This is a genomic window from Chryseobacterium sp. 14P4.3.2, from assembly GCF_057799275.1.
The window spans coordinates 1-15,239 of record NZ_JBYOKO010000012.1 but is presented as its reverse complement, the minus strand read 5'-3'; the positions used below and the strand labels follow the sequence as shown (position 1 = coordinate 15,239).

General features: G+C 35.4%; 12 protein-coding genes. 7 read left to right on the top strand and 5 right to left on the bottom strand.

Annotated elements, in window-relative coordinates; genetic code table 11:
* Positions 1-19 precede the first annotated feature (19 nt).
* From tssD to polA, 3 genes are all read left to right on the top strand, one after another.
* Entirely contained in the window at positions 20-433 is a 414-nt protein-coding gene (gene tssD, locus AC27VX_RS16595; RefSeq protein ID WP_488696737.1) for a type VI secretion system tube protein TssD, read from the top strand.
* Between the two features lie 94 nt (positions 434-527).
* Positions 528-959 (top strand): hypothetical protein, encoded by a 432-nt coding sequence (locus tag AC27VX_RS16590; RefSeq protein WP_488696735.1) that lies wholly within the window; start codon positions 528-530, stop codon positions 957-959.
* Positions 960-1,119: 160 nt separating this feature from the next.
* Positions 1,120-3,957 (top strand): DNA polymerase I, encoded by a 2,838-nt coding sequence (gene polA / locus AC27VX_RS16585; protein WP_488696733.1) that lies wholly within the window; start codon positions 1,120-1,122, stop codon positions 3,955-3,957.
* 76 nt (positions 3,958-4,033) lie between these two features.
* Here polA and AC27VX_RS16580 read toward each other — a convergent pair whose 3' ends face one another.
* From AC27VX_RS16580 to AC27VX_RS16570, 3 genes are all read right to left on the bottom strand, one after another.
* Positions 4,034-4,786, bottom strand: a complete 753-nt coding sequence (locus AC27VX_RS16580; protein WP_488696731.1) for a protein phosphatase 2C domain-containing protein — start codon at positions 4,784-4,786, stop codon at positions 4,034-4,036.
* Between the two features lie 271 nt (positions 4,787-5,057).
* Positions 5,058-5,462, bottom strand: a complete 405-nt coding sequence (locus AC27VX_RS16575) for an immunity 22 family protein (protein WP_236857716.1) — start codon at positions 5,460-5,462, stop codon at positions 5,058-5,060.
* Positions 5,463-5,483: 21 nt separating this feature from the next.
* Entirely contained in the window at positions 5,484-6,068 is a 585-nt protein-coding gene (locus AC27VX_RS16570) for a hypothetical protein (protein WP_236857717.1), read from the bottom strand.
* A gap of 195 nt (positions 6,069-6,263) precedes the next feature.
* On the opposite strand from AC27VX_RS16570, the gene AC27VX_RS16565 reads away from it, so the two are divergent.
* A complete protein-coding gene (locus AC27VX_RS16565) occupies positions 6,264-6,911 on the top strand; it encodes an MgtC/SapB family protein (RefSeq protein WP_236857718.1) in 648 nt (215 codons plus the stop codon).
* 27 nt (positions 6,912-6,938) lie between these two features.
* Here AC27VX_RS16565 and AC27VX_RS16560 read toward each other — a convergent pair whose 3' ends face one another.
* Positions 6,939-7,430, bottom strand: coding sequence for a copper resistance protein NlpE (locus AC27VX_RS16560; protein ID WP_488696728.1), 492 nt, complete (start codon positions 7,428-7,430; stop codon positions 6,939-6,941).
* Between the two features lie 335 nt (positions 7,431-7,765).
* Between AC27VX_RS16560 and AC27VX_RS16555 the strand changes: the two genes are divergently transcribed.
* From AC27VX_RS16555 to AC27VX_RS16545, 3 genes are all read left to right on the top strand, one after another.
* Entirely contained in the window at positions 7,766-9,904 is a 2,139-nt protein-coding gene (locus AC27VX_RS16555) for a S46 family peptidase (protein ID WP_488696726.1), read from the top strand.
* A 71-nt stretch (positions 9,905-9,975) separates the two neighbouring features.
* Positions 9,976-10,977 (top strand): polysaccharide deacetylase family protein, encoded by a 1,002-nt coding sequence (locus tag AC27VX_RS16550; protein WP_488696724.1) that lies wholly within the window; start codon positions 9,976-9,978, stop codon positions 10,975-10,977.
* Complete coding sequence (locus tag AC27VX_RS16545) at positions 10,974-12,050, top strand: GNAT family N-acetyltransferase (RefSeq protein WP_488696722.1); 1,077 nt, start codon at positions 10,974-10,976, stop codon at positions 12,048-12,050. Before AC27VX_RS16550 ends, AC27VX_RS16545 begins: the two co-directional genes overlap by 4 nt.
* A gap of 84 nt (positions 12,051-12,134) precedes the next feature.
* On the opposite strand, the gene AC27VX_RS16540 is transcribed toward AC27VX_RS16545, so the two are convergent.
* Positions 12,135-15,002 (bottom strand): M16 family metallopeptidase, encoded by a 2,868-nt coding sequence (locus tag AC27VX_RS16540; RefSeq protein ID WP_300689992.1) that lies wholly within the window; start codon positions 15,000-15,002, stop codon positions 12,135-12,137.
* Positions 15,003-15,239: the final 237 nt, after the last annotated feature.

Sequence of the window (15,239 nt, the reverse complement as noted above, 5' to 3'; positions counted from 1 at the left end):
CGATTAAAATTTACACATCATGGCAGAAAGAAATTCAAGAGGAATCTTAAAATTCAACGGAGGAGAAGGGCAGAAACTGTTAAAAATGAATTACAGTGTATCAAGATCTACAGACGTTTCAGGACGTGTAGCATCAGATCCTTCCAACGCATTAATCAAAGTTACTGTAGAAGCTACTGAAAAATCAGACATTCTTGAAAGCTTATTGAACGGAAAGTATAAGCCGACAAAAGGAGAAATTACCTTCAACAAATCTCACGAAGAAGGTACTTTAGTTACTTTGAACTGGGAAAACGGATACGTTATTCAGCATGAAGTAGACTTTGATGCAATAGACAGCAACAGTATGCTGATCAGCTTTGTAATCAGTGCTGAAACTATTGACTACGGTACTTCTCAGTACGCTGGATTATGGCCTTCATCAGGTAAATAATACACTTTAATAAAAAAATAATTTTGAACAGTATACTCACAGAGTATACTGTTCTGTCTTTTATCAATAATCATTTATAAAAATTAAACAAAAAATGTTTAAACAACTTTTACTTATTCTTTTTGTTACCATATCCTCTACTTTAATTCAGGCACAGAATACTTCCGCTTTATACAGAGGAACAGTGAACGGGAAAATGCCCATTACATTATTTATACAATCTGTAGAAAACGGGTGTGGAGGAGATCCTTATTACACAGCAATGTACCGCTACGAAAAAGTAAGCAACTGGTTGCAATTAAATGTTACAGAAGGAACAAAACAGCAATTTGCACTCGTGGAAGAAGGTTTTACCGGCCTGATGATTTTAAAAAAAGAAGGCGATATGATGAATGGAACCTGGATAAGCCCGGACACTAAAAAACAAATTCCTGTACAACTAAAAAAAGTAACAATTAGTAAAAAAGAAATGGGAACCTATGAGGATAAAATGGAAAAGCTTAATTACGAAAATCATGACTGCTAGAGCATGAATTATAGCAGTATATAATCTATCCTAAAAATGAACCCGGAATCAGTTAAGTACTAAACTTTTATTAATTCCGGACTCATTTTCCACTTCTAACTTTCCATTTTCAATTCTCATTTTCCCTCCTATTTTCATATATTTGTTCATTATAGATAATATGGACGCAACACAAGATAAAAGGCTGTTTCTCATCGATGCCTATGCGATGATTTTCAGAGGATATTACGCATTGATCAGGAATCCCAGATTAACAAGTAAAGGATTGGATACCTCTGCTATTTTCGGGTTTACAAACTCCCTGATTGAATTGATCAGAAGAGAAAAACCAACTCATCTGGCTGTGGTTTTTGATGTAGGAAGGGCAAGTGTAAGAACTGATGATTTTGCGGATTACAAAGCCAATAGAAGTGAAACTCCTGAAGCCATTAAAATTGCTGTTCCATATATTCACAGAATTCTTGAAGCTATGCATATTCCAATTCTTGGAGTGGAAGGCTATGAAGCAGATGATGTAATAGGTACTATTGCTTGCAAAGCAGAGAAAGAAGATTATATTACCTACATGGTAACTCCGGATAAAGATTTTGCACAGCTGGTTACAGATAAAATTAAAATCTATAAACCAGGCTTAAAAGGTGGAGATATAGAAATTTTGGGAGTAGAAGAAGTAAAAGCAAAGTATGAAATTGAAGACCCTAAACAGGTTATTGATTATCTTGCGATGATGGGAGATGCAGTAGATAATATCCCTGGACTGGAAGGTGTAGGAGAAAAAACTGCTATGAAATTCCTTAAAGAATTCGGGAATATTGAAACGTTGTTAGCCAATACCGATAAGCTGAAAGGGAAAATGAAAGAAAAAGTAGAAGCTTCAGCAGAACGTGGTATTCTGTCTAAAAAATTAGCAACCATTATCTGTGATGCACCCGTAGAATTCCATCAGGAACAATATGATCTTGAAACTCCGGATTTTGAAAAAGTAAAAGAAGTTTTTGAAGAAATAGAATTCAGAAGACTTTATGAAAACCTTTACAGAGCTTTTGCTCCTGCAGCCACCACTGAGAAAGTAGTCATAAGTGAATCGGAAGTAAAACAGACTCCTGCAGGAACAGACGTAAAGGGGCAGGCAGTGCAGCTAGATCTATTTGCCAATTTCGAAGAACTGGATCAGGCTACTTCTACAAAATCTACCATAGAACAGAATGATCATCTTTATCAGTTTATAGACAATCCTAAGGCTCAGAAAAAACTGGTGGATAATCTGTTGAAACAAAGAGCTGTTTGTTTTGATACAGAAACCACCTCACTGAATGAGCTGGAAGCAGAACTGGTAGGAATGAGTTTTTCCTATAAAAAAGGACTTGCCTATTATATTCCTTTATCAGAAGACAGAGAGGATGTATTACAAACTCTGGAGATTTTCAGACCATTTTTTGAAAAAGAAGACCTTCTGAAAATTGCTCATAATTTAAAATTCGATTATAAAATATTAAAACAGTACGACATTACCGTAAAAGGAGCGATGTTTGATACTATGATTGCCCATTACCTGCTGAATCCTGACGGAAGACACGGGATGGACTACCTTTCAGAAGTATATCTGAATTATAAACCGGTGTCTATAGAAACCATTATCGGGAAAAAAGGAAAAAAACAAGGAACATTCAGAGATGCAGACGTTAGAACACAGACTGACTATGCTGCTGAAGATGCAGACGTAACGTTCCAGCTATATGAATTGTTTGCCCCGCAGCTGAAAAAAGAAAACCTTGAAGAGCTTTTCTTCAATATTGAAATGCCTCTGATGGAAGTACTGGCGAAAATGGAACTCACCGGAATTTCTCTGGATGAAAAATGGCTGGCGCAGGAAAGTATTGACCTTGAAAACGATCTTAGACAGCTGGAAGCTAAGATTTTTGAACTTTCTGAAGAAGAATTTAACATGAACTCACCAAAACAATTAGGTGAAATTCTGTTTGAAAAAATGCAGCTTGATCCAAAAGCAAAAAAAACAAAAACAGGACAATATGCAACCTCAGAAGACGTCCTTCAGAAGCTGTCTTCAAAACATGAGATTATCAAACATATCCTGGAATACAGAACCTATCAGAAACTGAAATCAACCTATGTAGATGCTTTGCCTTCACAGATTGACAAGCATGATAACAGGGTACATACCAATTTCTCACAAACCACAGCCGCTACAGGACGTCTGGCAAGTGTAAACCCGAATCTTCAGAATATCCCGATCAGAACATTGAGAGGGCAGCAGATCCGTGGGGCTTTTGTTTCAGGAGAAGGAAAAAAAATTATCTCTGCCGATTATTCACAAATTGAACTTCGTCTGATTGCTGAAATCTCAGGAGAAGATAATATGATCAAAGCCTTCCAGAACGGAGAAGATATTCACGCTTCTACAGCTGCAAAACTATTTAAAATTCCTTTGGAAGAAGTTTCAAAGACCCAGAGAAGCCAGGCTAAAACCGTAAACTTCGGAATCATCTACGGACAGGGTGCTTTTGCTTTGGCAGAGCAGACCGGCTTATCCCGTACAGAAGCTAAGCAGATGATCGAAGCCTATTTTGAAACTTACCCAAAACTGAAAGAATATATGGCTGGGCAGGTAAGTAAAGCTCGTGAAATAGGATACGTAGAAACCATTTTAGGTAGAAAACGTCACTTAAAAGATATTAATTCCAATAATTTTGTAGTAAGAGGTCATGCAGAAAGAAATGCTGTAAATGCTCCGGTGCAGGGAAGTGCCGCAGATATTGTGAAAATTGCTATGATCAAAATAGACAGAGAACTTGAAGAACAGCAGTTGAAAACTAAAATGCTGCTTCAGGTACATGACGAATTGGTCTTTGAATCTCCGGCAGATGAGGTAGAAGCCGCTTCAAAATTAATTAAAACCGAAATGGAAAGTGCCTTAAAAACACAAGTCCCGTTATTGGTAGAAATTGGAGTAGGAGATAACTGGCTGGAAGCCCATTAATAAAAATATTTTCAGATAGATCTTACCATCATAAAAGAGAAAAACTTCTGCTCTTGGGCGGAAGTTTTTCTTTTTCTTACATATTAGGTTGAGGTCCCTTTATCAATCTTATTATAGCCAGATCATCCGTCGGTTTCATTCCGTAATGATGCTCTAGCTTTTTTATTTTCTTGTTGAGCATTTCCTCAGTGTCTTCGTAGTTTTGGTCTTTCATTAAATATTCGATACAGTTAATCGTTTCTTCAGAAACAGTTTTTTTAACTTTTGAAAAAGTTAAAATACCATCCGTTGCAATCGATACATCCTCCAGTTGATCAAAAAATATTTTCTGATGCTGAGAATTATACCAGTCTTCAAAATTTTCATGAAGATGATAAGCCAGATAATCAGGTTTGTTGTCCCTGTCAAATTCAGTGATATTTCCATTAACACAAACAACACCATCACCAATAGATAAAATTATCCCCTTGTTTTCAGCACTGTCGTAAAGCATAATGATCAGAGTAGTAAGTAATTCTTTTTCATCAAGCATCAGACTTTTTTTTAGAAAACTCATTTCTTTGAACAGATCTTTTACAATTTCCTTAAGCTGCTCATCAGGGTTTCGCTGAATATCTTTTTCATATAATTCTTTATAGCCACATTCTGTGATAATCTTGCGCAGAAGCTTCCCCACCAAGGTAGAGGCAAAGTGACTGTCCATAGCTGTGGAGCAGCCATCCATAACAGCGCAGACTATTTTATTTGAACTTATTTTTTTGATCAGCAGATCATCTTCGCAATGGAGATCATGATAATCTCCGATTTGTAATGAGGAATAGAACTTCATGAGTTTTAGGATATGACACGAAAGCGCTTCAGTAAATTAAAGCTTTTAGTATGTAAATGACTAACCAGAAAAGAAACCACAGCTGTAATAGCAAATATTACAGCCATGTATTCTAATTTGCAATCTTTAATGATAAAGTTGATGCCATATATCGCCGGATAATTCATTAAATTATATCCCCAAATATAAACTGTTGCTACCAACAGGATAAAGATAATATTAATGTAAACTAACCTTTTATTAATTTAATAAATGATGTTAACAGTCTATGTTATAATTCGGCATCGAATTCTATCTCACCAATATAATAAAGTTTGTTTTCCTCGCCATCTACAGAAACAGGATTGGGAATCACAAATCTGCTGGCAAAAATAATTGCATTCACAGGAGTATCAAGGCTAAGCTCATTAAGCTTGCTTTCAAGCACCGGAAGCCATTGGTCAGCATAAGAATATTCAGAAAACTTCTCGTAGATCCCTAAGTTCTCATCCTCAAAACCATATTCAATAAAATCATCATCAAACCATTTTATATTTTGTGATTCTGCAAACTTTGAGATATACTGGTCTTCAGTTTCTTCGTCTATGTAATAATTTTCATCCTCTTCTACAAAATCATAAAAGTCTTCTTCATTTTTAAAATATCCTAACCAGAAGTGTGAAATTTCTTTGTCCATAAGTGAAATTTTATATAAGTATTATTTTTTCATATTTTTAAGCAAATAGTTTTTTTCACTGATGAGCAGCATGCCTGTCATCATCGCAAAACCTGGTTTGCCGCCCACATTAACATTGATTTTTTCCGAAAACTGTTGAATAAAATCTCCGTTATTTAAATCATAAAGACGGAATATTGAATTCCCAAAAGTAATTCCTACAGTCTGTTTAACATTAAAAACAACAGGCAGCATCAATAAGTCCGCATTGCTGAATTTTTCTTTGACATAATTTATTTCTTCCGTACTCAGTATTGTTTTAAGGTTAGGAAAGGTCTTTACTTCTTTAGATTTATAATCTTTTTCAGCAACTTTTTTTAAAATGTCTGTGGTTTTTGTATCCAGATTAGTACGTAAACCAGTTACATCAATAAACTTTAATTGAAGTGTATCTTTTAATATATCTTTTGTAATAGAATCATTATCTTCAAAATCATTGATAATAGGTACAAAAGCCACTGTAGAAATATCATTTTTAAAAGAATAATTTTCATTAAATGCTTTTTGAGCATGCAGAACCGTACTTCCAAATAGTACTGTAATTACACTGAATATCAGGTTTTTCATATAGAGGTTATTATTGTCTCGTTTTAGTCATTATACTTTGAAATCCTCATGTTTAAAGGATTTCCAATATTTAGAATGTAATATTACAAAAGTTTTCCGGGAAATCAGTTTGAGTAACCGGACAAATTCGGGGCATCAAAAATAGTTCCGTAATTTTTTTTATTGTAATTTTATTTTTAGTGTAAAATATAAACTATGGATTTTCTTCAGGACCACTATATCGTTAAAAACGATTTGTTTTTGATATTTATTTCTGTTATTCTGGGACTGCTGATTGGTGCTGAACGTGAATACCGCAATAAATCTGCAGGGCTGCGGACTTTTATTCTAGTCTGCTTTGGAGCCTGCCTCTTTACCGTTCTTTCCATTAAAATAGGAGTCGCTAATCCGGATCGTCTTGCTGCGAATATTATTACAGGAATTGGCTTTTTGGGAGCAGGTGTAATATTTAAAGGAGAAAATAAAATTGAAGGAATTACAACAGCAACTACAATCTGGGCAACTGCCTCTATAGGAATGGCTGTAGGTTCTGGATATGTATATCTTTCACTTCTGGGAACAGCTTTAGTGCTTATCGTTTTGAGTGCGCTTACCTATCTGCAGACTTTTATAGATAACTATCATAAAGTAAGAGAATATAGAGTAACAGTTACCAATTCAGCAGACATCAGTTACTGTGAGAACATCTTTAAAGAACATCATTTGAAGTATTTAATGCTTAAACAGCAATATACACAGGGAAGCTTAGCCGTAACCTGGACTGTTACAGGGAAAAACACCTATCATGAAGAGGTAATCAGACGATTGGTAGCTGATCCAAAAATCATAGCTTATCAATTTTAAAAAACAAAAAAATAAAGGTAAGAGCCTTTATTTTTTCTTGAAAATGTAAAAATCCTGGTTAGGTCCGTTAATTTCTTTTCCGTCCATATCCAGTTGAATGAGGATATTTTCACCCACTTTATATTGATAGTTAGCTGTTTTACCTTTTAATGTAATAATGCTTCCAGTGTTATCCCATGTAAAAGGCCCTTTATCCTGATTTTTTGAATTTCTGTCAATATATTCCTCAGTAATACTGAAGGTTCTATCGTTATTCAACGTTAATAAAGTCTTTATTCCAGGGCAGTCAGCACAAGGAACCGTTGCGTCATAAGTACCGGCCCAGTCCAGCGCATTCTCAGAAGTATCACCTGCAGCAGTGGGAGTAGCCTTTGTTATACTGTCTGATGGTGGGGGTTCAACCACTGTAGCTGAATCAGCTACAGAGACGGTGGGTTCACCTGCTTTTTCATTCTTAGTACAAGAGGCCAAAAATAAAGATACCCCAATTCCGGCAATAAGCAATTTGCTTTTCATCATAACAATTGTTTTTAATAGTAATTTTTTCCAATGAACAAAAAATAAGCCATACTTAATTGAAAGTGGAAAATGAAGAATGTGGTAAGAAATATGAAGGAGGATGCCAAGCTTAAGAGGAAATAATGAGTTTTTATTTTGTTGAACTCAATAATCTTAATGCTCTTAAAAAAGTTGACAAACGCAATGAATTGATCATTGATATATTCACTTCAAGTTTTCTATTCTCCATTTTTAATGGATCATTTTCAACTTTCAATTTTCCATTTTCAACTATTCCAGGCGTTTTATGAAGCCTGTTCGTATTTTTCTTCGTAAATTCGGGCAAAATTTTGATTATGACAAAAAAGATACTTTTATCTGTATTTCTTTTGCCGGCTGCAATGGCATTTGCACAACAATATGGAGGAATGTGGATTCCTACAGAGCTGAATGAAAAGGAAATGAAGGATTTGGGAATGAAAATTTCTGCTAAAGATATTTTCAACCCTCAGAAACCAAGCATAAAGGATGCGGTTGTACAGTTTAATGGTGGGTGTACTGCAGAAATCATCTCGCCTAAAGGATTGTTATTAACCAATCATCACTGTGGATATGGCCAGATTCAGGCTCATTCTACAGTTCAGAATGATCTTCTTTCAAATGGCTTTTGGGCAAAAAATACCCAGGGTGAACTTCCTAATCCGGGAGTGAAAGTAGATTTTATAGTCGATATAAAAGAAGTGACAGAACCGATTTTAGAAGGGACAGACAATCTTACAGAACCTGAACTGACTAAAAAGATCAACAATAATATTGAGGTTTACAAAAACTCTCAAAAAATTGAATCTTATCAGTCGATCATGGTAAAACCTATGTACTATGGAAACAAGTACTACGCTTATACCATCGAGACTTATAAAGATATTCGTCTTGTAGGGGCACCACCTCAAAGCATAGGGAAATTCGGTAGCGATACTGATAACTGGGTTTGGCCTAGACATACCGGAGATTTCTCAATGTTCAGAATTTATGCAGACAAAAACAACAAGCCTGCAGAATATTCAAAAGACAATGTTCCTTACGTTCCGAAACATTACCTTCCGGTTTCCATCAAAGATAAAAATGAAAACGACTTTACATTTGTATTCGGATTCCCGGGAAAAACTACAGAATATCTTCCTGCAGTAGCGGTGGAGAAAATCATGAAGGAAATTGATCCTGCAAGAATTGCTGTACGTGATGTTGCTTTAAAAACATTGGACGAGAAAATGCGTGCTGACAGCGAAACCCGTATCAAGTATGCTTCAAAATATGCTTCAGTAGCCAACTACTGGAAAAAATGGATAGGAGAGGTAGAAGGATTGAAAAAATCCAATGCCGTTGAGAAAAAAGTAATGTATGAAGGATCTTTGGTTTCTAAAAACCCTGAGATCAAGACTACTTTAGATCAGTTGAACAAACTGTACAATGATCAGGCTCCTTTTGCATTAAACAATGCTTATTACACAGAAGTGGTAAGAAATGCAGAAACATTGAAGCTGGCAGGTGATTATTACGACTTTATTGCTTCCGTAGAAGCGGGAAGAATGGATGAGAAAGAACTTACCAAACTAAAATCAAAACTAGCCTCTTTCTACAAAGATTACAGTGCAGAACTGGATGCTAAGGTGACTGCAAAACTATTGGCTTTATACGTTAATAAAACTGCTCCTCAGTTTTTACCGGCTGGTTTCAACAAATATAAAGATGAAACTCCAAACATTGCTGTAGTGGAAGATATGTCTAAAAACTCTATCATTACAGGAAGAACTGCTGTAAATGGAGCAGCATTAAATGCAGACATTGAAAAAGCATTCTCTAATCAGGACAAGCTGATTAAAACACTGAAAAAAGATCCTATTTATCAATTGTATGTTTCTATAAAAGAAACTTACATGAAAACTGCAGATCCTCAGTTTACTTCAATGCAGACTAAAATTGATGCATTGCAGAAAAAATTCATGGCACAGCAGATGCAGACTGATAAAGACAGAAAATTCTTCCCGGATGCCAATTCTACACTTCGTGTAGCTTACGGTAAAGTGAAAGGATCTACTCCTAGAGATGCTGTTTCTTATGGTTATCAGACTCACTTAGCCGGTGTAATGGAAAAATATGTTCCTGGAGATTACGAGTTTGATGTTCCTAAAAAACTAATCGATCTTTACAATAAAAAAGATTTTGGAAATTACAAAGATAAGTCAGGTGATGTCCCGGTAGGATTCACAGCTACTAACCACACTACCGGAGGGAACTCGGGAAGTCCGGCTCTTGATGCCAACGGAAATCTTGTAGGCCTTAACTTTGACAGACAATGGGAAGGAACAATGAGTGATATCAATTATGACCCTCGTTTCAGTAGAAACATTATGGTAGATACAAAATATATCCTTTTCATCATTGAGAAATTTGCAGATTCCAAGTGGCTTGTTGATGAAATGAAGATTATAAAATAATTTTTAAAAGTTATACCTTTAAGAATCTATTTGAATTCACTTTCGAATAGATTCTTTTTATTTTGATTAGGATGAAAGAAAGGATCATCAATCTACTGGCGGCATTACAAACAGATCATCTCGGGAAATCTTTTCCGCTGGATTACTGTTTGCCACTTTATCATACTGTTTCTGATAATGAGCTTCCCCATATCCGGAATGTAATCCAGTATAAAAATACAAAACAGTTTGAAGAAGATCTCGATTACATATCCAGATACTTTCAGTTTGTAGACTGGCAGGAATTTAGGGACTTTACTTCCGGGAACTTTAAAACAAGGAAAAAGATTGCTTTGCTTACTTTTGATGATGGTTTCAGAGAATTTTATGATACGATAGCTCCTATCCTGGAACGTAAAGGAATCTACGCCTGCAATTTTGTAAACCCGGCTTTCATTGATAACAAAGATATGATGTTCAGGTGCAAAGCCAGTCTTCTTATAGATGCTGTGAAAAAAAAGAAGGTGATTGATCCTGAAATATACCATATGCTGTCACTTCAAAATAATTCAACAAGAGAGGCATTACAGCAAAAGATACTAAAGATAAGTTATCAGCAAAAGAATATACTGGAGCTTCTTGCGGAAAAACTTGAAATAGACTTCAAAGTCTATTCAAAAGAATTTAGCCCCTATCTGAATACCGAAGAATTAAAAATACTAACGAGTAAGGGATTCGGTATTTCTTCGCATAGCTGGGATCATCCTAAATATGGTGATCTGTCTTTGAAAGATCAGATGGAAACCACCAACCGTACTTTTGCTTATTTAAAAGATAATGGTTTCCTGTATGAAAGCTTTGCATTTCCTTTTACCGATTTCGGGGTAAAGAAGGATTTTTTCGATGAACTTTTTAAAAATGAAGAAATCTATTGCAGTTTTGGATGTGCAGGAATAAAATTGGACAGTGTACAAATGAATTTCCAGAGAATACCAATGGAAATGGGAGAGAGCGGACAAAAAGTGCTGAAAAAGCAAACAGCATACTTCAGACTGAAAAGTCTGCTTAACAAAAATACTATTCTAAGAAAATGATACAGCTGAAAACATTCAACAGGAAAGAACTGGAAGATTTTGTCTTATCCGGTGCTTATCAGCAGTACGATTTTCTCCCGATTACAAAACATCGTGCCTTGTCACAAATTAAAAATCCAAAGGCATTAGATAAAGACACCCTTCTTATTCTTGCTTTTTTTGAAGACCGCTTAGTGGCATACGTAGGATGTTTTCCGGACCAATTGATTATCGATGGAAACATAATTCATTATGCCTGGCTGAGTACATTATATGTAAATCCGGAATTCAGAAAAAAAAGACCAGCAAAAATACTGCTGAAAAAAGTATTTGAAGAATACAAAGGAAAGATTGCTATCACAGAATTTACCAAAGAAGCAGAAGCGCTGTATACCATTATGGGAGTTTTTGATGATGTTTTCCCAAAAGAAGGAAAGAGGTATTATTTCAGGACAGATGCAGCAGTTATTATTCCTGAAAAAAAGCCAGATACCAAAGTATTGAAACCTCTTTTTCATATTCTTGATACCGCCGCCAATTCTTTGATCTCTGTAAAAAATTTAAAAACACAAAAACCGGATTTTCACTACGAAATCCTGGATCGAATTGATGTGGAAAGTGCTGATTTTATTAAAAAAAATCCCGGAATGCGCGATGCAGAAACAATAAATACATTCATAGATAACCCCTGGGTATTGGAAGGAAAGGCAGAGGCGAGATATTTGTTTTCGAGCTTTGCTGAGGTTTTCTCTTATTTCTGGGTGAAGATATATGATGAAAAGGATACTCTGATAGCTTGTTTATTATTACAGCTTCGTGATGGCTACCTTAAAATTCCTTATCTTTTTTCCAGTTCTGATTTGGACAAGGTTGTACGGTTTCTAAGTTATTTTATTGTTAAAAATAAAGTGAAAGGTTTTACCAGTTACCAAACCCAACTCAATGATGCTATAAGTCAGTCAAAATCATTTCCAAAGATCTACGAGCGTAATTTCAAACGAGAATACCTTTTTCATAAAGACCTGCTGCGAGAACTTCCAAAAAATTTCAACCCTCATTATCAGGATGGAGATGGAGATTGTATGATGACATAATCAATGATAAAAAGAAGGTATTCAACCTTTCAATATTCAATAATAAAAAATCCGCTCAACAAAAATGTAGAGCGGATTGTCTTTTTAGTGACCAAAAATATCTTTCAGGCTTACTTCTTTAAATGTTCCCATTTTACTGACAGCTTCCATATTCAGGTTTTCCTTTTTACCGATAATGGCCGTATTAAAATGGACTGGTTTTATTTCCGCTTGATAAAATTGTTTAATATCTTCAAATTTCAGCCCTTGAATCTGTTCATAGATATCCTTCCTGAAATCGTGGTGGATATTTAGTTTCTTTAATCTTAAAGTATTGAAAAATATATTATTTCTGGTAACCCTCGTAGAAGCAATTTGCTTCAGTGCGGCATTTCTTGCATTTTCAAACTGAGTAGGTACTTCAGGAAGATCGTCCATCAGTTCATTCAGGGTATCCACTGCTATCATCAGCTTATCGGGTTGCGTACCAATATAAGTTGTGATATAGTCAGGATGTTTCAATTCAGAATTAGCAGAATAAGAAACATAGGCAGAGTAGGCAAGACTCTTACTTTCACGGATCTCCTGGAAAACAATAGAAGATAATCCTCGTCCAAAATACTCATTGAATACATTGACCTTTCCAAAGTGAAGCGGGTTGACTTCATGTCCTTTTCCAACCTGAGTCATTTCCATCTGGACCATATCATAGTTGATGAAATGTACATTTCCTCCCGTAGCAGGTTCAGGATACTGTTTGGCTTCAGGCATCTCAAGACTTTCGTGCTCTATATACTGTCCGATATATTCTTTGAAATTTTCAAAACTTTTTCCGTAGAAGAAGATCTGATAAGGATATTTGTAAAGCTTTTTCATTCGGTCTGTGAAGACTACAGAATTGGTGTTTTCAAGTTCCTCTTTGGAAATGATATCCGTGAAACGGGAAATGCTTCCCAACTTTGTATAATTGGTCAGCGCGGTCATTATTCTGGTTTTATCTTTCTTTACGGCCTCACGGTTTTCCAGTACAGTCCCTACAAACTGATTGTAGATTTCCTGATCTGGTTTTACATCCTGCATCCAGTGCTGAAGAAGATTAATACCCTTTTCAATATTTTCTTCAAGTCCGCTTAAGGAGATGATCAGCTGATGATTAGTTGTTTTAAAATCATTACTGATCCCGATTTTGAAGAATTCCTTTTTTAAATCTTCAGGAGAAAGCCTGTCTGTTCCAAGATATTGGAGAAGCTGAGTTGAAATACCCAGATCCCTGTCATTGTCACTTCCAAAAGGAAAAATAAAATGCAGCTGAGCAATGTCGTTGTATTTATTGTTGACGAAACTCAATTTCTTACCTTTAAGGCTGTCTGTTGCAATTTCTTTCTGATAATCTATGAATTCAGGTTTTATATCCTCCGTTGTATCAGATAGAATCTCCTTTAAAAATTCAGACTGTGCATCACGGTTGATTTTAATAGGAGTAATACCAGGATTTTCAACTCTGATTAATCTGTCATTCACTCCTTTCTCTTTATCTACTATCACATAGTTGTCTTTGAAAAAGCTATTGGCAAAGTCCATTACATCCTCTTTCGTAAAAGAAGCATATTCATCCATTTCATTCAGCTCCTGTTCCCATGTTATCCCTTTTATATAAGTATCATAAAGAGTAGTAGCAAGTCCTTCTGCTGTTTCAAGTCCTTTCATCCTCTGAAGCTTGAAATCATTGATGATCGCCGGAAGCATCCAATCCGGGAAATCTCCTTTTTTGATCAGTTCAATTTCCTGCAGTACCATATCTTTCGCTTCCTCCAGAGTTTGGTTTTCTTTAGGTACAGCAACAATAGAAAAATATCCATACTGCTTTAAACCTACAGAAAAAGCCTGAGCCCAGAGCATTTTCTGAGTCTGATTGATATGAAGATCCAACAATCCAGCTTCACCTCTGTTGCTGAGTATATTAGCAACAATATCTGCCAGCATTGCCTCTCTTGTTCCATAGCTGTCAGTTCTCCATGCCAGCTGAGTACGTGGAGTAGTAGGACTTTTTACTGTCCTTTTTACAATAGCAGTAATGGGCTGTTCAACTACAGCGTTTTTTTTAGGAAGTTCTTTATACGGTAAAGCTCCAAAATATTGATCAATCAGCTGGATAGTTTCTTCAAAATTAAGATCTCCAACCAATACCATTGCATAATTATTAGGAACATAATATTCATCAAAATACTTATGAATAGCCTTCATAGAAGGGTTTTTCAAATGCTCAGGCTTTCCTAATGTTGTTTGCTGACCGTTAGGGTGTGTAGGAAACAAAGCATCCATCAATTCATAATTGACGAGTCTTGTGTCATTATCCTGTGCTCTGTTGAATTCTTCATATACAGACTCAAGTTCTGTATGGAAAAGTCGCAGTACAATTTCAGAGAATCTTTCTTTTTCTATTTTCAGCCATTTTTCAAGCTCATTGTTTGGAATATTGTTTTTATAAACCGTTTCATCAAACCAGGTATGGGCATTGGTTCCACTGGCTCCTAACGAAGAAATTGCTTTATCATATTCATTGGCAATAGCATATTGGCTGGCTTCCTGAGAAACTTCATCAATCTTTTTATATATTTCTCTTTTCTTTTCAGAATCCTGTTCAGCTTTATGCTCCTCATATAATGACGCAATCTGATCAATAAGCACTTTTTCCTTTTCCCAGTTTTGAGTGCCTAACCTTGAAGTTCCTTTAAACATCATATGTTCAAGATAATGAGCGAGGCCGGTATTATCCGCCGGATCATTATTACTTCCTGTTCTTACCGGGATAAAGGTCTGAATTCTTGGAGCATCAAAATTCTGGGCAAGAAAAACCTTAAGTCCGTTTTTCAGGGTATAAATTCTGACTTTATTTTCATCATGGGTAATTGTAGAATATTCGTAGTGATTGGTATCAGTATAAACTGTTTCCTTATATTTTTCGTCAATCATATATAAACGCATTTCATTCCTTAAAATTCAGAATGTAATACAAATGTAAGCAATAGAAAAAAAAGGATTCGGGTTTTTATCATTATTACATCTATTATTATAGTTGAAAAGTTGAATAAAAGGAATAAATAGATACAATATAAATAGGAGAGAAGAGATAATAGGCGTTTCCCTCTACGCTATATAATATAGATGTCTATTTATATATATAGGTAAATCATATCATTTTCCCCTCAT